The organism is Streptomyces sp. 63XJN7_1_ISO-PGPR-S23-121, from assembly GCF_056173025.1.
Map to the genome: position 1 here is coordinate 1,456,892 of NZ_CM149653.1, position 20,927 is coordinate 1,477,818.

Annotated in this window: 21 protein-coding genes and 2 riboswitches; of the genes, 13 read left to right on the forward strand and 8 right to left on the reverse strand. The window is 70.4% G+C overall.

The features are described from left to right. Positions 1-54: 54 nt before the first annotated feature. Both AC0VYN_RS06775 and AC0VYN_RS06780 read left to right on the forward strand, forming a co-directional pair. Complete coding sequence (locus AC0VYN_RS06775; RefSeq protein WP_328671521.1) at positions 55-267, forward strand: EF-hand domain-containing protein; 213 nt, start codon at positions 55-57, stop codon at positions 265-267. Between the two features lie 64 nt (positions 268-331). Next, positions 332-1,114: an NADPH-dependent F420 reductase gene (locus tag AC0VYN_RS06780; protein ID WP_475535194.1), complete on the forward strand. Its 783-nt coding sequence runs from the start codon at positions 332-334 to the stop codon at positions 1,112-1,114. Positions 1,115-1,121: 7 nt separating this feature from the next. Here AC0VYN_RS06780 and AC0VYN_RS06785 read toward each other — a convergent pair whose 3' ends face one another. The 7 genes from AC0VYN_RS06785 to gcvT all read right to left on the reverse strand — a co-directional run bounded on the left by AC0VYN_RS06785 (position 1,122) and on the right by gcvT (position 8,301). Beyond that, the gene (locus AC0VYN_RS06785; RefSeq protein WP_475535195.1) at positions 1,122-1,679 is read right to left on the reverse strand and encodes a glycoside hydrolase family 25 protein; all 558 of its coding nucleotides are present in this window, start codon (positions 1,677-1,679) and stop codon (positions 1,122-1,124) included. Between the two features lie 129 nt (positions 1,680-1,808). Continuing rightward, positions 1,809-3,224, reverse strand: a complete 1,416-nt coding sequence (locus tag AC0VYN_RS06790) for an MFS transporter (RefSeq protein WP_475535196.1) — start codon at positions 3,222-3,224, stop codon at positions 1,809-1,811. 99 nt (positions 3,225-3,323) lie between these two features. Beyond that, a complete protein-coding gene (locus AC0VYN_RS06795; RefSeq protein WP_475535197.1) occupies positions 3,324-3,719 on the reverse strand; it encodes a hypothetical protein in 396 nt (131 codons plus the stop codon). A gap of 224 nt (positions 3,720-3,943) precedes the next feature. Next, a complete protein-coding gene (locus AC0VYN_RS06800; RefSeq protein WP_475535198.1) occupies positions 3,944-5,311 on the reverse strand; it encodes an L-serine ammonia-lyase in 1,368 nt (455 codons plus the stop codon). A gap of 89 nt (positions 5,312-5,400) precedes the next feature. Next, positions 5,401-6,663: a serine hydroxymethyltransferase gene (gene glyA / locus AC0VYN_RS06805; RefSeq protein WP_475535199.1), complete on the reverse strand. Its 1,263-nt coding sequence runs from the start codon at positions 6,661-6,663 to the stop codon at positions 5,401-5,403. A gap of 14 nt (positions 6,664-6,677) precedes the next feature. Continuing rightward, positions 6,678-7,055 (reverse strand): glycine cleavage system protein GcvH, encoded by a 378-nt coding sequence (gene gcvH, locus AC0VYN_RS06810; RefSeq protein WP_475535200.1) that lies wholly within the window; start codon positions 7,053-7,055, stop codon positions 6,678-6,680. A 112-nt stretch (positions 7,056-7,167) separates the two neighbouring features. After that, complete coding sequence (gene gcvT / locus AC0VYN_RS06815) at positions 7,168-8,301, reverse strand: glycine cleavage system aminomethyltransferase GcvT (protein WP_475535201.1); 1,134 nt, start codon at positions 8,299-8,301, stop codon at positions 7,168-7,170. Between the two features lie 43 nt (positions 8,302-8,344). Beyond that, positions 8,345-8,461: riboswitch (glycine riboswitch) on the reverse strand. Further along, positions 8,462-8,556: riboswitch (glycine riboswitch) on the reverse strand. A 179-nt stretch (positions 8,557-8,735) separates the two neighbouring features. Between gcvT and AC0VYN_RS06820 the strand changes: the two genes are divergently transcribed. The 10 genes from AC0VYN_RS06820 (at position 8,736) to AC0VYN_RS06865 (ending at position 19,870) form a co-directional block, all read left to right on the forward strand. After that, the gene (locus tag AC0VYN_RS06820) at positions 8,736-9,419 is read left to right on the forward strand and encodes an AAA family ATPase (protein WP_475535202.1); all 684 of its coding nucleotides are present in this window, start codon (positions 8,736-8,738) and stop codon (positions 9,417-9,419) included. Between the two features lie 81 nt (positions 9,420-9,500). Next, on the forward strand, positions 9,501-10,304 hold the full coding sequence (locus tag AC0VYN_RS06825; RefSeq protein ID WP_475535203.1) for an enhanced serine sensitivity protein SseB: 804 nt from the start codon (positions 9,501-9,503) through the stop codon (positions 10,302-10,304). Between the two features lie 191 nt (positions 10,305-10,495). Further along, a complete protein-coding gene (locus AC0VYN_RS06830; protein WP_475535204.1) occupies positions 10,496-11,293 on the forward strand; it encodes an enhanced serine sensitivity protein SseB C-terminal domain-containing protein in 798 nt (265 codons plus the stop codon). Between the two features lie 357 nt (positions 11,294-11,650). Beyond that, positions 11,651-12,649, forward strand: a complete 999-nt coding sequence (locus tag AC0VYN_RS06835) for an ABC transporter permease (protein WP_475535205.1) — start codon at positions 11,651-11,653, stop codon at positions 12,647-12,649. Between the two features lie 60 nt (positions 12,650-12,709). Next, entirely contained in the window at positions 12,710-14,461 is a 1,752-nt protein-coding gene (locus tag AC0VYN_RS06840) for an ABC transporter substrate-binding protein (protein WP_475535206.1), read from the forward strand. 69 nt (positions 14,462-14,530) lie between these two features. Next, positions 14,531-15,538, forward strand: coding sequence for an ABC transporter permease (locus tag AC0VYN_RS06845; RefSeq protein WP_475535207.1), 1,008 nt, complete (start codon positions 14,531-14,533; stop codon positions 15,536-15,538). After that, on the forward strand, positions 15,535-16,632 hold the full coding sequence (locus AC0VYN_RS06850) for an ABC transporter ATP-binding protein (RefSeq protein ID WP_475535208.1): 1,098 nt from the start codon (positions 15,535-15,537) through the stop codon (positions 16,630-16,632). Before AC0VYN_RS06845 ends, AC0VYN_RS06850 begins: the two co-directional genes overlap by 4 nt. Further along, a complete protein-coding gene (locus AC0VYN_RS06855) occupies positions 16,629-18,203 on the forward strand; it encodes an ABC transporter ATP-binding protein (RefSeq protein ID WP_475535209.1) in 1,575 nt (524 codons plus the stop codon). Before AC0VYN_RS06850 ends, AC0VYN_RS06855 begins: the two co-directional genes overlap by 4 nt. Before the next feature lie 70 nt (positions 18,204-18,273). Continuing rightward, positions 18,274-18,933, forward strand: a complete 660-nt coding sequence (locus AC0VYN_RS06860; protein WP_475535210.1) for a trimeric intracellular cation channel family protein — start codon at positions 18,274-18,276, stop codon at positions 18,931-18,933. Between the two features lie 76 nt (positions 18,934-19,009). Continuing rightward, the gene (locus AC0VYN_RS06865; protein ID WP_475535211.1) at positions 19,010-19,870 is read left to right on the forward strand and encodes a thioesterase family protein; all 861 of its coding nucleotides are present in this window, start codon (positions 19,010-19,012) and stop codon (positions 19,868-19,870) included. A 98-nt stretch (positions 19,871-19,968) separates the two neighbouring features. Here AC0VYN_RS06865 and AC0VYN_RS06870 read toward each other — a convergent pair whose 3' ends face one another. Further along, positions 19,969-20,595 carry a TetR family transcriptional regulator gene (locus tag AC0VYN_RS06870; protein ID WP_475535212.1) on the reverse strand — a complete coding sequence of 209 codons (627 nt, stop codon included), beginning with the start codon at positions 20,593-20,595 and terminating at the stop codon, positions 19,969-19,971. A 115-nt stretch (positions 20,596-20,710) separates the two neighbouring features. On the opposite strand from AC0VYN_RS06870, the gene AC0VYN_RS06875 reads away from it, so the two are divergent. Continuing rightward, positions 20,711-20,878, forward strand: coding sequence for a hypothetical protein (locus tag AC0VYN_RS06875; protein ID WP_385462732.1), 168 nt, complete (start codon positions 20,711-20,713; stop codon positions 20,876-20,878). Positions 20,879-20,927: the final 49 nt, after the last annotated feature.

Consider the following 20,927-nt stretch of genomic DNA (forward strand, 5'->3'; position numbering starts at 1 on the left):
CTGCGTCAGTGGTGTGCGAGAGCACGACCGGAGCACGGAAAGAGGGGCGGATCGGTGGCGGACATCGAGGAAGCGCGCAAGCAGTTCGAGCGGATCGACACGGACGGCGACGGATTCATCACCGCCGCGGAGTTCAAGGCCGCTCTGGCCCAGGGCGGCGACTGGAACGTCACCGAGTCGGTGGCGGAGGCCGTCATCGCCAGCCGCGACCTCAATGGCGACAAGGTCCTGTCGTTCGACGAGTTCTGGGCCCACCTGAACAAGTAGGCGATGCCCCCCCGGGGCGCCCGTCCGGTACTCGGCGCGGGCGCTCACCGGCTCGTCCGGAGGAGTGAAGGCCGGACGGCGGCGGAATAGCCCGCTTCGCCGGGAGGTTGCTGATGCGCACCGGCGCGGTCGACGCGCCGGCCCCGCAGGACACGACCTCCGAAAGGCCAGGCGAGTCAGGACCATGAAGATCGGCATCATCGGCGCGGGCAACATCGGCGGCAACCTCACCCGGCGGCTGACCGCCCTCGGGCACGACGTCTCCGTCGCCAACTCCCGCGGCCCCCACACGCTCACCGCGCTGGCCGAGGAGACCGGGGCGACCCCCGTGCCGGTCGGGGAGGCGGCGCGCGACGCCGGGATCGTGGTCGTCACGATCCCGCTCAAGGCGATTCCCGACCTGCCCTCCGGGGTCCTGGACGGGGCCGCCGACGACGTCGCGGTCATCGACACCGGCAACTACTACCCGCAGCAGCGCGACGGCCGGATCGCCGGCATCGAGGACGACGGCCTCACCGAGAGCCGCTGGACCGAACGCCATCTCGGCCACCCGGTGATCAAGGCCTTCAACGGCACCTACGCCCAGGACATCCTGGACCGCCCGCGCCCGGCCGGCGACCCCGGGCGCACGGCCCTCCCGGTGGCCGGCGACGACGGGGCGGCCAAGGCGAAGGTCCGGGCCCTGATCGACGAGCTCGGCTTCGACACCGTGGACGCCGGCGGCATCGACGACTCCTGGCGCCAGCAGCCCGGCACCCCGGTGTACGGCCTGCGCGCGGGTGTGGACGCCGTCACCAAGGCCCTGGCGGAGGCGTCCCCGGAGCGCACCGCGGACTTCCGGGGCTGACCGGCGCTCAGGCGCCCTGCGCCCACTTCTGCAGCGTGGCCTTGCTCTCGAAGTCCGCGACGTTCGTGTCGACCGGGTCGTCGGTGTACTGGTGGAAGCGCCACTTCGCCTGGATGCGCGGCTTGCCCGCCGAGACGTAGTCGGCGATCCACAGGCCATCACCCGCATACGACGTGGTGTCCACGGTCAACCAGTAACTTCGATTCGTATAGAGGATCACCCGGTTGTCCGGTCGCAGTTCCTTCAGCTTGCGGATGAAGCGGTCCTTCTCGGCGTTGCTCGCGTGGGTGCCCTCGCCGGTCGACTCCCAGTCGACGGCGAGGATGTCGCCCTTCCTCTCCGGTGCCTTGGACAGGAAGTACTCGGCCTGGGCGGTGATGTTGCCCGGCCACAGGAAGTGGTAGAAGCCGACGACGAGCCCCGCGTCGCGTGCCCGGTCCGTCTGGGCCGCGAGTCTGGGACTCACGTACGAACGGCCTTCCGTCGCCTTGACGAAGACGAAGGACAGGCCGTCCGTGTCGTAGCTGGACGACTGGTACGCGCTCACGTCGATCCCGCGCAGCATGAGGACTCCCTCGGATGCCGTTGGGGCTGTGGTGCCCCGGTGGCGGAGGTTGTTGTTATGCCCGGGATCGGCGGCCGTACGCCGGGCGTGCGGATGCTCGGCGTACGGTGCCGGTGCGCGCCGGTCGGATCAGGAGGCGGAGGAGGCGGCCGGGACCGCCGGGGCGGTGTCGTCGGCGGCGGCGGTCTCGCCGTCCTCCAGGGAGACGTCCTTGGTCTCCTTGCCGATGAGCAGTGCGGTCAGCGTCAGCACCGCCATCGCGGACAGGTAGACGCCGACCAGCCACGGCGAGCCGTCGCCGGTCTCCCACAGCGCGACCGCGATGAACGGCGCGACGGCCGCGCCGAGGATCGAACTGACGTTGTAGGAGATGCCGGAGCCGGTGTAGCGCACGCTCGTCGGGAACAGCTCGGGCAGCAGCGCGCCCATCGGGCCGAACGTCATGCCCATCAGCGTGAAGCCGAGCACGAGCCACAGGACCACGCCGAGCGTGCCGAGGCCGATCAGGGGCACCCAGACCAGGCCGAAGACCACGATCGCGGCGGTGATCCAGATCAGGGTGGTGCGCCGCCCGTACTTGTCGGCGAGCGGGCCGGAGACCAGGGTGAACACGGCGAAGAACAGCACGCCGAAGATCATCATCAGGACGAACGTGGTGTAGCTGTACCCCAGGCCGGGGACGGCGGCGTCCTTGGCGGTGCGGCCGTAGCTCAGTGAGAACGTGGTCATCAGGTAGAAGAGCACGTACGTCGCCAGCATGATGAAGGTGCCCAGGACGAGCTGCCTCCAGTGGCCCTGGACCACGGTGGCCAGCGGCAGTTTGCGCACCTTGCCGGCCTCGCGCGTCTTGGCGAACACCGCCGACTCCACCAGCCGCGACCGCACCCAGAGCCCGATCGCGACCATGACGGCGGAGAACAGGAACGGGATGCGCCAGCCCCAGCTCGCGAAGGCCTCGGAGGGCTGGGTGGGGTCGGCGCCGGCCGTGGACGGCAGCAGTGCTCCGATGATCAGGAACAGGCCGTTGCCGATGATGAAGCCGAGCGGGGCGCCGAGCTGCGGGAAGGTGCCGTACAGGGCGCGCTTGCCGCGGGGGGCGTTCTCGGTCGCGACCAGGGCGGCGCCGCTCCACTCGCCGCCGAGCGCGAAGCCCTGCGCGAGCCGCATCAGCACGAGCAGCGCGGTGGCGACCCAGCCGGCCTGCGCGTAGGTGGGCAGCGCGCCGATGAGGAAGGTGGCGATGCCCATGGTGAGGAGCGAGACCACCAGGGTCTTCTTGCGGCCGAGCCGGTCACCGAGGTGCCCGAAGAAGACGGCTCCGATGGGGCGGGCGACCATCGCGGCGCCGAAGACGGCGAAGGAGGACAGCAGCGCGGTGGTCGGGTCGCTGTTCGGGAAGAAGAGCGACGGGAAGACCAGAACGGCGGCGGTCGCGTAGATGTAGAAGTCGTAGAACTCGATCGTCGTGCCGATGAGGCTGGCGATGAGGACACGTGACCGCGGATTGACGGGTGCCTCGGCTGCGGTGGTGGCTGGTGCGGGCATGGCTCGGTCTTTCACGCGTGGAACATGTGTGTGCGTTGCAACCATTCCAGGTGTCTTGCCTGACGGAAAGACCGGGCCACTATGTGAGACGGGTGCCGGTCAGCCGGCGGGCAGCCGCGTGGGGACCGAGGGCTTGTTCCGGCAGTCGAACTCCTTCACGACCACGCGCGCGGAGTGCAGCAGGTGGGTCAGGTGCGTGCCGACGTCGGTGTCACCGGTGAGGGTGTCGGTCATGGTCCCCTCGATCGGCATCCCCGTCTCCTGTTCCGCGGGCGCGCCGGAGACGCGGCACTTGACGTAGACGGAGTAGTCGACCGACTTGTCGTTCTTGCGGGTCACCAGCTCGACGTCCGAGTTGACCGGCACCACGGACACCGAGTCGTAGACGCTCCTGTCCTCGGCGAACGGGAAGTCGAACGGGAAGATGGAGGGGCCGTAGCCGAGAGTGAGGTACTTCCTCGGTGATTCCTTCTCGGTCGCGAGGACCTTGCACACCTCGGTACGGCTGTAGGCGGGGACCTTCTCGTCGCCCGATTCCCACTCGCCGGCCTTCTCGTAGAAGTATGCGTCCCCATGACCGTCTCACCGGCCTTGCCCAGCGTGTCGAAACCGAGCGCGACGCCATGTGCGGGTGCGACGGAAGTGGCGCGAGCGAATCGTGCTCCGTCCCTTCACAGATGTGCGGGAGCCGGGGGGAGACGGTGGGGTGGCCGGGGGCCTCAGCACTCGATGATGTTGACCGCGAGTCCGCCCCGCGCCGTCTCCTTGTACTTGACCGACATGTCGGCGCCCGTCTCCTTCATGGTCTTGATGACCTTGTCGAGGGACACCTTGTGCGAGCCGTCGCCGCGCATCGCCATCCGGGCCGCCGTGACCGCCTTCACCGCGGCCATGCCGTTGCGCTCGATGCAGGGGATCTGGACGAGGCCGCCGACGGGGTCGCAGGTGAGGCCCAGGTTGTGCTCCATGCCGATCTCGGCGGCGTTCTCGACCTGCTCCGGGGAGCCGCCCAGCACCTCGGCGAGCGCGCCCGCCGCCATCGAGCAGGCGGAGCCGACCTCGCCCTGGCAGCCGACCTCGGCGCCGGAGATGGAGGCGTTCTCCTTGAAGAGCATGCCGATCGCGCCGGCCGCCAGGAGGAAGCGGACCACGCCCTCCTCGTCGGCGCCGGGGACGAAGTTCATGTAGTAGTGCAGGACCGCCGGGATGATGCCCGCCGCCCCGTTCGTCGGTGCGGTGACGACCCGGCCGCCGGCGGCGTTCTCCTCGTTCACGGCCATCGCGTAGAGCGTGATCCACTCCATGGCCAGGGCCTGCGGGTCGCCCTCCGAGCGCAGCTTGCGCGCCGTGTTCGCGGCGCGGCGGCGGACCTTCAGGCCGCCGGGCAGGATGCCCTCGCGGGACATGCCGCGCGCCACGCAGGCCTGCATCACGCGCCATATCTCCAGCAGACCCTCGCGGATCTCGTCCTCGTCGCGCCAGGCCCGCTCGTTCTCCAGCATCAGCGCGGAGATCGACAGGCCCGTCTCCTCGGTCAGGCGCAGCAGCTCGTCACCGGTGCGGAAGGGGTACTTCAGCACGGTGTCGTCGAGCTTGATGCGGTCCGCGCCCACCGCGTCCTCGTCCACGACGAAGCCGCCGCCGACCGAGTAGTACGTCTTCGAGAGCACCTCGGCGCCCGCCGCGTCGTACGCCCACAGCGTCATGCCGTTGGCGTGGTAGGGGAGGGCCTTGCGGCGGTGCAGGACCATGTCGTCGTCGTAGGAGAAGGCGATCTCGTGGTCGCCGAGGAGGCGGATGCGGCCCGAGGTCCTGATCGTCTCGACGCGGTCGTCCGCGGTCTCCACGTCCACCGTGCGCGGGGACTCGCCCTCCAGGCCGAGCAGCACCGCCTTGGGCGTGCCGTGGCCGTGGCCGGTGGCGCCGAGCGAGCCGTACAGCTCGGCCCGGACCGAGGACACGGAGCCCAGCAGTTCCTCGTTGCGCAGGCGCAGGGCGAACATGCGCGCCGCGCGCATCGGGCCGACCGTGTGCGAGCTCGACGGGCCGATGCCGACCGAGAACAGGTCGAAGACCGAGATGGCCACGGGGACTCCTCATAACGGGGGTGGTGCGGAGGGGGTGGGGCGCCGTGCCCGCTCGTGGCGGACGCGGCGCCCCCGGGTGATGCCGTCGGTTACTTGTTCAGACCCGGGTACAGCGGGTGCTTGTCCGCCAGGGCCTTCACCCGGGCCTTCAGCGCCTCCGCGTCGTACGACGGCTTGAGCGCCTCGGCGATCACGTCCGCCACCTCGGCGAAGTCCCCGGCCGTGAAGCCGCGGGTCGCCAGGGCCGGCGTACCGATGCGCAGACCGGACGTCACCATCGGCGGGCGCGGGTCGTTCGGGACGGCGTTGCGGTTGACCGTGATGCCGACCTCGTGCAGACGGTCCTCGGCCTGCTGGCCGTCCAGCTCGGAGTCGCGCAGGTCGACCAGGACCAGGTGGACGTCCGTGCCGCCGGTCAGGACGGAGACGCCCGCCGCCTTGGCGTCGTCCTTCACCAGGCGCTCGGCCAGGATCCGGGCGCCTTCCAGCGTACGACGCTGGCGCTCCTTGAAGTCGTCGCTCGCCGCGACCTTGAAGGCGACGGCCTTGGCGGCCACCACGTGCTCCAGCGGGCCACCCTGCTGACCGGGGAAGACGGCGGAGTTGATCTTCTTGGCGAGTTCGGCCGTGGAGAGGATCACACCGCCGCGCGGGCCGCCCAGCGTCTTGTGGGTCGTGGTGGTCACCACGTGGGCGTGCGGCACCGGGTTCGGGTGCAGGCCCGCCGCGACCAGACCGGCGAAGTGCGCCATGTCGACCATCAGGTACGCGCCGACCTCGTCGGCGACCTCGCGGAACGCGGCGAAGTCGAGCTGCCGCGGGTAGGCCGACCAGCCGGCCACGATCAGCTTCGGCCGGTTCTCCTTGGCGAGGCGCTCCACCTCGGCCATGTCGACCTGGCCGTCGTCGCCGACGTGGTAGGCGACGACGTTGTAGAGCTTGCCGGAGAAGTTGATCTTCATGCCGTGGGTCAGGTGCCCGCCGTGGGCGAGGTTCAGACCCATGATCGTGTCGCCCGGCTTGAGCAGCGCGAACATCGCCGCCGCGTTGGCCTGGGCGCCCGAGTGCGGCTGCACGTTGGCGTGCTCGGCACCGAACAGTGCCTTGACCCGGTCGATGGCGATCTGCTCGACCACGTCGACGTGCTCGCAGCCGCCGTAGTAGCGGCGGCCCGGGTAGCCCTCGGCGTACTTGTTGGTGAGGACCGAGCCCTGTGCCTCCATGACCGCGACCGGCGCGAAGTTCTCGGAGGCGATCATCTCGAGGGTGGACTGCTGGCGGTCCAGCTCGGCGTCGACGGCGGCGGCGACGTCGGGGTCGAGCTCGTGCAGGGGGGTGTTCAGAAGCGACATGCGTCCGTGTCTCCTCAGGCGCCGGCGAACTCGGTGTACTCGTCGGCGGAGAGCAGGTCGCCCGGCTCCTCGCTGACGCGCACCTTGAACAGCCAGCCGCCCTCGAAGGGGGCCGAGTTCACCAGCGACGGGTCGCCGACGACGTCGTCGTTGACCTCGGTGACCTCGCCGGAGACGGGGGAGTACAGATCGGAGACCGACTTGGTCGACTCCAGTTCGCCGCAGGTCTCGCCCGCGGCCACGGTGGCGCCGACCTCGGGGAGCTGGACGAAGACGACGTCACCGAGCGCGTTGGCCGCGTGCTCCGTGATGCCGACCGTCGAGACGCCGTCGTCGGCGGCCGACAGCCACTCGTGCTCCTTGCTGTAACGCAGCTGCTGGGGGTTGCTCATGGCCTGAATTCTCCTGTACGCGGGGGAGTGGTGTGACGGGGGACTGCGGAACCTGCTGATGGGAGGCGCCGGACACGCACGGGGGCGGCGAAGCGCCCCGCCCGCCCGGTGTCTACTTCTGGCGCTTGTAGAACGGCAGCGCCACGACCTCGTACGGCTCGTGGGTGCCCCGGATGTCCACGCCGACGCCGGCGGTGCCCGGAGCGGCGTGCGCCGCGTCGACGTACGCCATGGCGATCGGCCTGCCCAGCGTGGGGGAGGGAGCGCCGGAGGTGACCTCGCCGACCACCTCGCCGCCGGCGACGACCGCGTACCCGGCGCGCGGGACCCGGCGGCCCTCGGCGACCAGGCCGACCAGGACGCGGGGCGGGTTCGTCTCGGCCCGCGAGGCGGCCTCCCGGAGCGCGGCCCGGCCCACGAAGTCGCCCTCCTTCTCGAACTTCACCACCCGGCCGAGGCCGGCGTCGAAGGGCGTCAGCGCGGTCGTCAGCTCGTGCCCGTACAGCGGCATGCCCGCCTCCAGGCGGAGCGTGTCCCGGCAGGACAGGCCGCACGGGGCCAGCCCGGCGCCCTCGCCCGCCTTGGTCAGCGCCTGCCACAGTTCCACGGCGTGCTCCGGCTTCACGAACAGCTCGAAGCCGTCCTCGCCGGTGTAACCGGTGCGCGCGATGAGCGCCGGCACGCCGGCGACCGTGCCCGGCAGGCCCGCGTAGTACTTCAGGCCGTCCAGGTCGGCGTCGGTGAGCGAGGCCAGGATGCCCGGGGACTCGGGCCCCTGCACGGCCAGCAGCGCGTAGGCGTCGCGGTCGTCGCGGACCTCGGCGTCGAAGCCGGCCGCCCGCTCGGTGAGCGCGTCCAGCACCACCTGGGCGTTGGAGGCGTTGGCGACGACCAGGTACTCGCGGGGCGCGGCCTCGGACTCGCCCAGGCGGTAGACGATCAGGTCGTCCAGGATGCCGCCGTCCTCGCGGCAGATCATGGTGTAGCGGGCCCGGCCCGGCTTCACGGTGCCGATGTTCCCGACCAGCGCGTGGTTCAGCAGGTCGGCGGCCTGCGGGCCGGTGACCGTGATCTCACCCATGTGGGAGAGGTCGAAGAGCCCGGCCCGGGTGCGCACCGCCACGTGCTCGTCGCGCTCGGAGCCGTAGCGCAGGGGCATGTCCCAGCCGGCGAAGTCGGTCATCGTCGCGCCCAGCGCGCGATGCGTGGCATCGAGCGCGGTACGGCGCAGTTCGGTACTGCTCATCGGTCGTTCGTCTCCCAGGACAGGACTGGACGGGCGAGGGCGGTCCTCCCCATCTGTCATCGGAACCTGAGAGGTTCGCCATGACCACCGGAGTGCGGCGATCAGGACTTGCACCTTGGGTGGGGCAGCCGTCGGTCGGCGGCCCGCTTTTCAGATGTGCCTCGCCCGCGCGGTAACGGGGCCTGAGAGATTCAAGGGAGGGACTTGCTCCTTCGGCGCCCCGGCGAAGGCCGGGGACTCTCCCGCGCGGATTCAAACGGCCGGTATGCAGTTGGCGCCGCCATCATTGCACGCCGGGCCCGTTCGTGGCAGACCGTGATCTGTAACCGGCTTGTGGCAGTAAGCGCACGAAAACGCGAGACCGCCGCATTACCTTCTCTTTACACTCGACGGGGACGGGAACTCGTGAACCGCCCCAGGGGAGGACGATCACGGTGAACAGGACCACGGCGTACGCAACGACCTCGGGCATCGCGCTGCCGAAGCGGCCCACCCCGGCCGGGGCGGCATGCGCCGCACCCGCCGCACCCGCCGCACCCGCCGCACCCGTCGTCCGCGATCTGCGCGACCGCGACGGCCGCAGCCCGCACGCCCTGCTCTTCGGGCCCCGGGACGTGGTGGTGATCACCGGCCTGCCCGGCAGCGGCAAGTCCACCCTCATGCGGCGCACGGTGCGCGGCCTGCGCATCGACTCGCAGGACACCCGGGACCACTGGGACCGCCGCATGCCGCGCCTCCTCCCGTACGCCCTCTACCGGCCCCTCGTCCGCCTCGCCCACTACGCCGGGCTGCGCCGCGCCCTGCGCTCCGGCGAGGGCGTCGTCGTGCACGACTGCGGCACGCAGGCCTGGGTGCGCGGCTGGCTGGCCCGCGAGGCGCGCCGTCGCGGCGGCACCCTGCACCTGCTGGTCCTCGACGTCGGCGCCGACGACGCCCTGGCCGGCCAGCGCGAGCGGGGCCGGGGCGTGTCGCGGTACGCGTTCCTGCGGCACCGCGCGGCCACCCGGCGCCTGCTGGCCGCCGTGACCGGGGCCACCCTGCCCGCCGGGTGCGCCTCGGCGGTCCTCCTCGACCGGGCGGCGGCGGACACGCTGCACCGGATCGCCTTCACCGGCTGAGGTGACGCACCGTGGGCCGGTGGGGCCGAACGGGTTAGCCTTTTCAGCCACAGCAGCGGTACCCAGGCAGGCGGTAGGCAGATGGACTTCCCAGCGGACTTCCCGGCGGACCTCTCACCGGAGTTCCCGGCGCGGCCGCATCCCCACCCGCACGGCGGATGGCCCGGCAACGAGCTGGAGGAGGTGCTGTCGGCCTCCCTCGGCGTGCCGGGCGCCGGCGGCCGGATCACGGAGGTGCTCGGCCGCAGCTTCGTCTGGGTCCCGCTGCCGAACGGCGGCGGCCCGGACAGCGGTCCCCTCGACCTGCCCACGGTGGAGATCGAAGGCCAGGCCCATGTGCCGGTGTTCAGCTCCGAGGAGCAGCTCCGCCTGGTCGCAGGCCCCCACATGGCGTACACCGTCGCCCCCGCCGTCGAGTTCGCCCGCGGCCTGCCCCCGCAGGTCGGTATCGCCGTGAACCCGGACGGCGTCGTCGGCGTCCCGCTGCCGCCGGCCGCCGTGGCCGAGCTGTGCCGGGCCGGACGCACCCCGCTGGACGGGCCCGCGTCCGGCGGCCGGGTCCGCCTCTTCGAACCCGACTGGCAGGACGACCCGGTGGACTTCCTGGCCGCGGCCTCCGCCGAGTTCGCCGCCACCGGCGTCGTCCGGACCGCCCGCCGCTGCCTGGCCGCCGTCGAGACCGCCGACCCGGTGATGTTCGTCGGCGTGGAACTCTCCCACTGGGAGGGCGACGCCCAGGCGCTCCCCCTCGACGCCCTCGGCCGCGCCCTCGGCGCGGTCCCGGTCGCGTGGCCGGTCAACCTGGTCCTCCTGGAGGCGGCCCAGGACCCGGTCTGCGACTGGATGCGGGCGCACGTACGCCCCTTCTACGACCAGGCCTTGTGAACGCCCGCGGGGGGAGCGCCCCGTCGGGGCGCGGGGCCGTGACCCGGGCGGCGCCGCCGTGGGAGCGCGACAGGCCGGGACGCACCCGCACCCGCCGGCGGACGGCGAGCCCCGCGCTCCGAACCGCCGCCGCCGGCGGAGCCCTAAGCTGGTGTCACAACAGGGGACGATTCTCGAAGGGTCGGTAAAAGGTGAGCGCGAGCGGTACCGCCGCGACCGGGCAGGTCGAGCACATGCTGCGCCAGGTGACGCCCGGACGCTACGACGCCTACGAGGCCCTGCTCCGCGCGCTCGCCGCCCCCGCCTCCGGCCAGGTCTGGATGCTGCTGTGGCACGGTCAGGCCGGCTCCCCGGACGCCCAGTACGGGAGCATGGAGGTCGACGGGTTCGGCTACGCGCCCTGCGTCACCTCCGCCCAGGAGCTCTCCGCCAGCGGCTGGAACCGGTCGTACGAGGTGGTCGACGGTCTGGAGGTGGCCCGCGCCCTCTACCCGGACCACTTCGGCCTCTGGCTCAACCCGCACGCCCCCGGCGGCGGGGTCGGCATCCCCTGGCTCGATCTGCGCCGCATCGCCTCCGGTCTCGACCGCCAGCCCGCCGGGCCGCTGCGCCTGTCCGAACCGGCCATCGAGATCCCGCAGTTCTACGCCCTGCTCGCGCAGAACGCCCACCGCACCCCGGCGGTGCGCGCGCTGCGCCGCGCCTGGGTGCAGCCGTCGCTGGGCGCCCCCTATCTCGCCATCGGCCTCGACGTCTACGACACGTCGCCGCCGGCCGTGGACGCCGTGCGCGCGATGATGCGGCAGTCCGTCGCCGCGGTACCGGAGGGACTGCCGGTGTCGACGGTCGCGATGACCGACGCGCACGACCCGGTCGCCATGTGGCTGCGCGTCAACGCCCGCCCCTTCTACGACCGCGAGGCCCACGCGGCCCCCGCCCAGGCGCCCGGCGCCGGGTACGGCTACCCTCCCGCTCGCGGGACCTTCTGACGGAGCATCGGGTCGCGCCCGCCGGTGCCGGCGACGCTCCGTGCTCTTCACGTCACGAACACATATCTTCGCGCGTAGACGACGACGGAAGGTCGCGAAGGTCGGCGATTTCGCCGTTCTGTCCCAACTGTCCTTCGTCCGAAGGCCGTTACCCACTGTTCGGATAACGGAATCCCTAGCAGTGCATCACGGTTGCGCATACTTTCCCGGTCAGGCCTGGCGGGTGATCGTGACGACGCTGAAGACTCCCGAGACAGGCACCGGATCGTTCGATCCCGTGCTCGAGAGCAAGTCGACAAAGCCGTAATCCACGGCGGGTGTAGGCCGGTCACCACCGGCGAGAGGGGTCGGGTCACTGTGACCGCACCGATCGAGACCACCGGGGCGCAAGCCGAGGCACAGCCCGAGGCTGTCCTCGCCGGTGCCGATAAGGGGCAGATCGAGGGCCGTTCCCTGGGGCAGATCGCCTGGTCCCGTTTCAAGAAGGACAAGGTCGCCATGGCCGGCGGGGTCGTCGTGATCCTGCTGATCCTCCTCGCGATCCTCTCCCGCCCCATCCAGGCGATCCTCGGCCTGGACCCCAACGCCCTCAACCAGGACCTGATCGACCCCAACACCTCGCTGCCCAAGGGTGACTTCGGCGGCATGAGCTGGGACCACCCGCTCGGTGTGGAGCCGAAGTTCGGCCGGGACATCGCCACCCGCATCCTCGAGGGCTCCTGGGTCTCGCTGGTCGTCGCCTTCGGCGCCACGATCCTGTCCAACACCATCGGCGCGGTCCTCGGCGTGGTGGCCGGCTACTACGGCGGACGCGTCGACACGATCATCAGCCGGCTGATGGACACCTTCCTGGCCTTCCCCCTCCTGCTGTTCGCGATCGCCATCTCGGCGACCCTGCAGGGCGGCGCCTTCGGACTGGAGGGCCTGCCGCTGCACATCATGGTGCTGGTCTTCGTCATCGGCTTCTTCAACTGGCCCTATCTGGGACGCATCGTCCGCGGCCAGACGCTGGCCCTGCGTGAACGGGAGTTCGTCGACGCCTCCCGGGGGATGGGCGCCAAGGGCCCCTACATCCTCTTCCGGGAACTGCTGCCGAACCTCGTGGGCCCGATCATCGTCTACTCGACGCTGCTCATCCCGACCAACATCATCTTCGAGGCGTCCCTGAGCTTCCTCGGCGTCGGCATCCAGCCCCCGCAGGCCTCGTGGGGCGGCATGATCAACCAGGCGGTCTCCTTCTACCAGGTCGACCCCCAGTTCATGATCGTTCCTGGTCTCGCCATCTTCGTGACCGTCCTGGCGTTCAATCTGCTCGGCGACGGTCTCCGTGACGCTCTCGACCCGCGCAGCCGCTGACCGGCGACTGCCGCGAGAGTCCCAAAGATTTTGCCAACAATGGAGGGGAAGCAGACCATCATGCGAAGGTCAGCGCTGGCCGCGGTCGCGGCCATCGGCAGTGCGAGTTTGCTGCTTTCGGCTTGCAGCAAGGCCGATGACAACTCGGACAACAACGGTAAGAAGTCGGCTGAGGCCAACGCTGCGACCAAGGGTGTCGTCAACGCCTCTACCCAGAAGGGTGGGACGGTCACGTACGAGTACTCGGACGTGCCGGACTCCTTCGACCCCGGCAACACGTACTACGCGTACATGTACAACCTCAGCCGGCTGTACGCCCGCCCGCTGATGACCTTCCAGCCCGGCGCGGGCGAGAAGGGCAACACCCTGGTCCCGGACCTCGCCGCGAGCAAGGGCGTGCCGAGCGAGGGCGGCAAGACCTGGACGTACAAGCTGCGCCCGGGCCTGAAGTACCAGGACGGCACCCCGATCACCGCGAAGGACGTCAAGTACGCGGTCGAGCGCTCCAACTTCGCGCGTGACGTGCTCTCGCTCGGTCCGAACTACTTCCAGCAGTTCATGAAGGACGGCGACAAGTACAAGGGCCCGTACAAGGACAAGAGCCCCGAGGGCCTGAAGTCCATCGAGACGCCGGACGACACCACGATCGTCTTCCACCTCAACCGGTCCTTCCAGGAGTTCGACTACCTGGTCGCCACGCCGCAGACGGCTCCGGTGCCCAAGTCCAAGGACAAGGGCGTCGACTACGTCAAGAGCATCGTGTCCTCGGGCTCGTACAAGTTCGAGAGCTACGAGGAGGGCAAGCAGGCCGTCCTCGTCCGCAACGAGAACTGGGACCCGAAGACGGACCCGCTGCGCAAGCAGTACCCGGACAAGATCGTCGTCAAGCTCAAGGTCAACGCCGAGACGATCGACCAGGACGTCCAGGCCGGCACCGCGATCGACCTCGGCGGCACCGGTGTCCAGGCCGCGACGCAGGCGAAGGTCGTCAACGACACCGCCCTGAAGGCCAGCACCGACAACACCTACGGTGGCCGCCTGGTCTACATGGCGATCAACTCGCAGGTCGCGCCGTTCGACAAGGTCGAGTGCCGCAAGGCCGTCGAGTACGCCGTCGACAAGGTCTCCGTGCAGACCGCCCTCGGCGGCCCGATCCGCGGTGAGATCGCCACCACCGTCCTCCCGCCGGACATCACCGGCTACGCGAAGGCCGACACCTACGCGACGGACGGCAACAAGGGCGACGTCGCCAAGGCCAAGGAGCAGCTGAAGGCCTGCGGCAAGACCAGCATCAACACCAACATCTCGGCGCGCAGCGACCGCCCGCAGGAGATCGACGCGGCCACCGCCATCATCGCCTCGCTGAAGAAGGTCGGCATCAACGCCAGCCTGAAGCAGTACCCGTCGGGCAAGTACTTCACCGACTACGCGGGTGTGCCGACGTTCGACAAGAAGCAGAACATCGGCCTGCACATGATGCAGTGGGGTGCCGACTGGCCGTCCGGCTACGGCTTCCTCCAGCAGATCCTGCACGGTGACGCCATCGGCGCCTCGGGCAACACCAACCTGTCGTACATCAACGACAAGCAGATCAACGAGACGCTCGAGAAGGCCATCGCCACCGAGAGCGACAGCGAGCGCAACGCGCTGTACGGCCAGATCGACAAGCGTGCGATGGACCTGGCCACCATGGTCCCGCTGACCTACTTCAAGGTCCTGCTGTACCGCCCGTCCAACTTCACCAACCTGGTGTCCACGGCGGCCTTCAGCGGTCAGTACGACTACCTCAACATCGGCACGACCAAGAAGTAGCCCCGGAAGGCAGGTGAAGGCATTGGTGCCCGCGGGCTTCGCGGCCCGCGGGCACCAGCGCCGGTCCCCGTGATCTCGTACATCCTCCGTCGGACGTTCGCGGCAGTGATCCTGCTGCTGGTCGTCACCGCGGTCACCTTCGCGATCTTCTTCCTGCTGCCGCGGCTCGCCGGTCAGACCGCCGACCAGCTCGCGCAGCAGTACATCGGAAAGAGCCCGACGAAGGCGGACATCCTCGCGGTCAAGCAGAACCTCGGTCTGGACGAGCCCCTCTACGTCCAGTACTGGCACTTCATCAAGGGGATCGTCAGCGGCGCCACCTACAACCTGGGCCCCACCACGGCGCAGTGCGACGCGCCCTGCTTCGGCTACTCCTTCAAGACCCACGAGGCCATCTGGCCTCAGCTCACCTCGCGCCTCCCGGTGACCCTCTCGCTGGCCGGCGGCGCCGCCGTGCTGTGGCTGGTCTCCGGCGTCCTGATCGGCGTGATCTCCGCCCTCAAGCCCCGCAGCGTCTTCGACCGTACCTTCATGGGCGTCGCGCTCGCCGGTGTGTCGCTGCCCATGTTCTTCACGGGCAACCTGCTGCTCCTGCTGTTCACCTACCAGTGGCCGATCTTCGGCCGCACCTATGTGCCGTTCACCGAGAACCCGGCCCAGTGGGCCAACACGCTCATCCCGGCCTGGTGCTCGCTGGCCCTGCTGTACTCCGCCATCTACGCGCGGCTCACCCGCTCGGGCATGCTGGAGACGATGAACGAGGACTTCATCCGCACGGCCCGCGCCAAGGGCCTGCGGGAGCGCAGGGTGGTGGCCCGGCACGGGCTGCGGGCCGCGCTGACGCCGATCATCACCGTCTTCGGCATGGACCTCGGCCTGCTGCTCGGCGGTGCCGTGATCACCGAGAAGGTGTTCTCGCTGCCCGGCATCGGCCAGTACGCGGTGCAGGGCATCACCGACAACGACCTGCCCAAGATCCTCGGCGTCACCCTGCTCGCAGCCTTCTTCGTCGTGATCGCCAATCTCCTGGTGGACCTGTTGTACGCCGCCGCCGACCCACGCGTGAGGCTCTCGTGACCGAACTCTCCAAGACCGGGGCCGCCGTGGGTGAGCCCACGACCCCGCCGTCGAACGCGCCCGACGCGTTCCTCGCGGTCCGCGACCTCAAGGTGCACTTCCCCACCGACGACGGCCTGGTCAAGTCCGTCGACGGGCTCAGCTTCCAGGTGGAGAAGGGCAAGACCCTCTGCATCGTCGGCGAGTCGGGATCGGGCAAGTCCGTCACCTCGCTCGCGATCATGGGCCTCCACCGGCTCGGCTCGCGCGGCAAGGACGTGCGGATGTCCGGCGAGATCTGGCTCGGCGGCAAGGAGCTCGTCTCCGCCGACCCGGACGAGGTCCGCCGGCTGCGCGGCCGCGAGATGGCGATGATCTTCCAGGACCCGCTGTCCGCGATGCACCCGTACTACACGATCGGCAACCAGATCGTGGAGGCGTACCGGGTCCACCACGACGTCAACAAGAAGACCGCGCGCAAGCGGGCGATCGAGATGCTCGACCGGGTCGGCATCCCCGAGCCCGGCAAGCGGGTCGACAGCTACCCGCACGAGTTCTCGGGCGGTATGCGCCAGCGCGCCATGATCGCCATGGCGCTGGTCAACAACCCCGAGCTGCTCATCGCGGACGAGCCGACGACCGCCCTGGACGTGACCGTCCAGGCGCAGATCCTCGACCTCATCCGCGACCTGCAGAAGGAGTTCGGCTCCGCGGTCGTCCTCATCACCCACGACCTCGGCGTCGTCGCCGAGATCGCCGACGACGTCCTGGTGATGTACGGCGGCCGGTGCGTGGAGCGCGGTTCGGTCGACGACGTCTTCGAGCGGCCGCAGCACCCGTACACCTGGGGCCTGCTCGGCTCGATGCCGCGCATCGACCGCGACACCTCCGAGCGGCTCATCCCGGTCAAGGGCTCGCCGCCGAGCCTCATCAACGTCCCCTCGGGCTGCGCCTTCCACCCCCGCTGCCCGTACGCGGACATCCCCAAGGGCGATGTCACCCGTACCGTGCGGCCGGAACTCCAGGTGGTCGGCAGCGGGCACTTCTCCGCCTGTCACCTCTCGCAGGAGGACCGCACGCGGATCTGGACCGAAGAGATTGCGCCGAAGCTGTGAGCGATACGAAGAAGACGGACGCGAAGACGGTCCCGGCCCAGGCATCCTCACCCGAGGAGCGTGAGGTGCTGCTGAAGGTCGAGGGCCTGCAGAAGCACTTCCCGATCCACAAGGGTGTTCTCCGGCGCCAGGCCGGCGCGGTCAAGGCCGTCGACGGCATCGACTTCGAGGTGCGCAAGGGCGAGACCCTCGGCGTGGTCGGCGAGTCGGGCTGCGGCAAGTCGACCATGGGCCGGGTCATCACCCGGCTCCAGGACCCGACGGGCGGCTCGATCCACTTCGAGGGCAAGGACATCACGCGGCTGAACACGGCCGGGATGCGCCCGCTGCGGCGGGACATCCAGATGATCTTCCAGGACCCGTACGGCTCGCTGAACCCGCGCCACACCATCGGCGGCATCGTCTCGGCGCCGTTCCGCCTCCAGGGCGTGGAGCCCGAGGGCGGGGTGAAGAAGGAGGTCCAGCGGCTCCTGGAGCTGGTGGGTCTCAGCCCCGAGCACTACAACCGCTACCCGCACGAGTTCTCCGGCGGTCAGCGCCAGCGCATCGGCATCGCCCGCGCGCTCGCGCTGAAGCCGAAGCTGGTCGTGGCGGACGAGCCGGTCTCCGCGCTGGACGTGTCCATCCAGGCGCAGGTCGTCAACCTCATGGACGACCTCCAGCAGGAGCTCGGCCTGACGTACGTGATCATCGCGCACGACCTGTCCGTCGTCCGGCACGTCTCGGACCGGATCGCGGTGATGTACCTGGGCAAGATCGTCGAGCTCGCCGACCGCACCTCGCTGTACGAGGCGCCGATGCACCCGTACACCAAGGCGCTGATGTCGGCGGTGCCGGTGCCGGACCCGAAGCGCCGGGGCGCCAAGAGCGAGCGGATCCTGCTGCGCGGCGACGTGCCCTCGCCGATCTCCCCGCCGAGCGGCTGCCGCTTCCACACGCGGTGCTGGAAGGCGACGCAGATCTGCAAGACCACGGAGCCGCCGCTGAAGGAGCTGCGTCCGGGCCAGCAGGTGGCCTGCCACCACCCGGAGAACTTCGAGGACCAGGCCCCGCAGGACGTCGTCCTGCTCACCGCGGCCAAGGAGGCGGCGGAGACGGTCCCGGACGAGGCCCTGGCGGAGTCCGCGAAGACCTCCGCGGCGGTGGCCGCGGAGGTGGAGGGCACGAAGGCGGACCCCGCGAAGGCGGAGACCGCCGAGGCGGAGGCCTCGGAGGCGGAAGCGGCTGAGGCGGAAGCCCCGGCGGCGGTCGTCACGGAGCCGGAGGCCGCCGACGCGGAGCCCGCCGAGCCGGAGTCCGCCGACGCGGTCGCCGCGAAGGCGGAGGCCTCGGCGGCGGTGGTCGCGGAGGCGAAGGCCGCGAAGGCGGAGGCCGCAGACGAGAAGGCCGAGGCGGCCGCTCCCGAAGCGGAGGCCGGCTCGAAGCCGGAGGCCGGCGCCAAGCCGGAGGCCGGTTCCAAGGCGAAGGCGGCTCCCGAGGCCGGTTCGGACGAGCCCGAGGCCGCCGCGTCCGGTGCGGCGGAGACGGGCGGCGACGCCGGGCCCCCGGCCAAGAAGAAGAAGAAGAAGTAGCCCGGCCCGGCCCGTGAGCCCCCGCCTTCGTTCGCAAGGCGGGGGCTCACCGGCAGGTGAGAATGGCAGGGTGTACGAGCAACTCTTCAGCCCCACCGTGCAGCACACGCTCGACCTGATCGGCATCTTCGTCTTCGCCATCTCGGGCGCCCTGCTGGCCGTCCGCAAGAACTTCGACGTCTTCGGCATCGCCGTGCTCGCCGAGGTCACCGCGCTGGGCGGCGGGCTGTTCCGGGACCTGATCATCGGCGCGGTGCCGCCCGCCGCGTTCTCGGACCTGGGCTATTTCCTGACCCCGCTGCTCGCCACCGCGCTGGTCTTCTTCCTGCATCCCCACGTCGAGCGCCTCCAGACCGGCGTCAACGTCTTCGACGCGGCCGGCCTCGGCCTGTTCTGCGTCGCCGGCACGACCAAGGCGTACGACTACGGGCTCGGCCTGACCGCCTCCGCCTGTCTGGGCATGGCCACCGCGGTGGGCGGCGGTGTGCTGCGCGACGTGCTGGCCAACGAGGTGCCCTCGCTGCTGCGCTGGGACCGCGACCTGTACGCCGTCCCGGCCATCGTCGGCGCCACCATGGTCGTCCTGTGCATCCGCTTCGACGCGCTGAGCCCGTTCACGAGCGGTTTCGCGGTGGTCACCGCCTTCGTCCTGCGACTGCTGGCCCTGCGCTACCACTGGCGGGCACCGCGCGCGTGGAACCGGCGGTCGACGGTCGTCGAGGGGGAGTGAGAGGTCTCTCGCCGCCGTCCGCGCCCGAACGCCAGAAAAGCTACCGCTTAGTAGTCTCTTGTTGTACCGTGCAGCCATGCCAGAAGCAGCCTCCGCGCCGGCCACTCGGGCCACCATCGGCGACAGCGAGTTCGACCGGGACACCCGCGTCACCCGGCGCGCACCCGGTGTCTACGACATCGACCTCTCCGCCGGCTGGACGATCATCAACGCCGTCAACGGCGGCTACCTGCTGGCCGTCCTGGGCCGCGCCCTCGGGGACGCCCTGCCGCACCCCGACCCCTTCACCGTCTCGGCGCACTACCTCACCGCGTCCCAGCCGGGCCCGGCGGTCGTCCGCACGGAGACGGTCCGCGCCGGCCGCACGCTCTCCACCGGCCAGGCGTCCCTCTTCCAGTACGACGACGAGGGCAACGAGGTCGAGCGCATCCGCGTCCTCGCCTCGTACGGCGACCTCGACGCGCTGCCCGACGACGTCCGCACGTCCGCGAAGGCGCCCGTGTTCCCGCCGGTGAGCGAGTGCTTCGGCCCGGAGGACGGCCCCGCCCCGGTGGAGGGCAGCTCCGCCATCGCCGACCGGCTGATGCTCAAGCTGGACCCCGCCACCCTGGGCTGGGCCCTCGGGCAGCCCTCGGGCAAGGGGGAGATGCGGGCCTGGTTCGGGCTCGCCGACGGCCGCGACTCCGATCCCCTCTCCCTGCTCCTCGCGGTGGACGCGCTGCCGCCGACCGCCTTCGAGCTCGGGCTGAAGGGCTGGGTGCCGACGGTCGAGCTGACCGTGCACGTGCGCTGCCGCCCGGCGCCGGGTCCGCTGCGCGTCTCCATCACCACCCGCAACCTCGCCGGCGGCTTCCTCGAGGAGGACGCCGAGGTCTGGGACGGCGCCGACCGCCTGGTGGCCCAGTCCCGCCAGCTGGCCCGCGTCCGGCTCGGCTGACGGACCCCACGGGGGCGTCCACCCCCTCGCACCGCACACCGGGACGCCGGGACCGATGGTCCCGGCGTCCCGTGCGTGGGCCGGCGTTCCCCGCCCGGTCAGTCGAGCCAGTGCCGGCGGCCGATGCTGATCAGCCGCACGCGGCGGGTCGCGACGGCGGCGACGCGCCGGCGCTCCTCCTCCGGTGCCTCCAGCGTCTCCAGGAACAGCGAGGCCGTGATCAGCATCTGGTCGACGTAGAGGCCCGCGAGCATCAGCAGGTCGTCGTCGTTCCAGCCCGCCGACTGCGGGTCCTTGGCCAGCTCGGCCTGCACCTCCTCGGCGAACCGGGCCAGTTGGTCGCGTATGGCCTCGCGCACCGGCTGCACCCCGCCGTGGCGCTCCCGGGCGATGAACCGGACGTGGGCGGGGTGCGCGGCCACATGACCGGCGATCAACTCCACGGCACGGGCGATGCGTTCGTCACTGTCCTCCACGGGCGACACCGTCGTCCGGATCATCGGATGCAGGCTGCCCAGCGCCTCCTCCACCAGTGCCACGCCGAGGTCGGCGGTGGAACGGAAGTGCCGGTAGAAGGCGGTCGGCGCGACGCCGACCGCACGGGTGACCTCGCGCAGGCCCAGGCTGCTCAGGCTCTGCTCCTCCAGCAGCGCGAGGGCCGCGTCCAGGAGCGCCTGACGGGTCTTCTGCTTCTGGGCCTGCCGGACGCCGAGAGTGTGACTCATGCTATGCAGTTAACAACTGTTCTCTGGAATTGGAAAGCCATGGGGTGCGCTAGACTGGGAAGTCAGTGAACAACTGTAACTACAACCGTTCACCGAAGGTTGGGGGATCCGTTCCATGCTGTTTCTCGTCGTCGCGCTCCTGCTCCTCGGTGCCGTCCTGGGCACCGTCGCCCACGCGCCGCTCACCTTCTCCGTCGCCGTCGGCCTGGTCATCGCCGTCTGGCTGGGCGTCTTCGCGGTCCGGGAGCGGCACGGCCGCCACCGGAGCACCTCCGCCCACTGACCGCCGCCGGCCCATCGAGGCCCCGCCCGGTCCACCGACGCACCGTAAG

Bases quoted from the DNA above. Each gene is read 5' to 3' on its own strand.
- AC0VYN_RS06785 (WP_475535195.1), bottom strand. From the start codon at position 1,679: ATGCTGCGCGGGATCGACGTGAGCGCGTACCAGTCGTCCAGCTACGAC.
- AC0VYN_RS06790 (WP_475535196.1), bottom strand. From the start codon at position 3,224: ATGCCCGCACCAGCCACCACCGCAGCCGAGGCACCCGTCAATCCGCGG.
- glyA (WP_475535199.1), bottom strand. From the start codon at position 6,663: ATGTCGCTTCTGAACACCCCCCTGCACGAGCTCGACCCCGACGTCGCC.
- gcvH (WP_475535200.1), bottom strand. From the start codon at position 7,055: ATGAGCAACCCCCAGCAGCTGCGTTACAGCAAGGAGCACGAGTGGCTG.
- gcvT (WP_475535201.1), bottom strand. From the start codon at position 8,301: ATGAGCAGTACCGAACTGCGCCGTACCGCGCTCGATGCCACGCATCGC.
- AC0VYN_RS06825 (WP_475535203.1), top strand. From the start codon at position 9,501: ATGGACTTCCCAGCGGACTTCCCGGCGGACCTCTCACCGGAGTTCCCG.
- AC0VYN_RS06840 (WP_475535206.1), top strand. From the start codon at position 12,710: ATGCGAAGGTCAGCGCTGGCCGCGGTCGCGGCCATCGGCAGTGCGAGT.
- AC0VYN_RS06865 (WP_475535211.1), top strand. From the start codon at position 19,010: ATGCCAGAAGCAGCCTCCGCGCCGGCCACTCGGGCCACCATCGGCGAC.
- AC0VYN_RS06870 (WP_475535212.1), bottom strand. From the start codon at position 20,595: ATGAGTCACACTCTCGGCGTCCGGCAGGCCCAGAAGCAGAAGACCCGT.
- AC0VYN_RS06875 (WP_385462732.1), top strand. From the start codon at position 20,711: ATGCTGTTTCTCGTCGTCGCGCTCCTGCTCCTCGGTGCCGTCCTGGGC.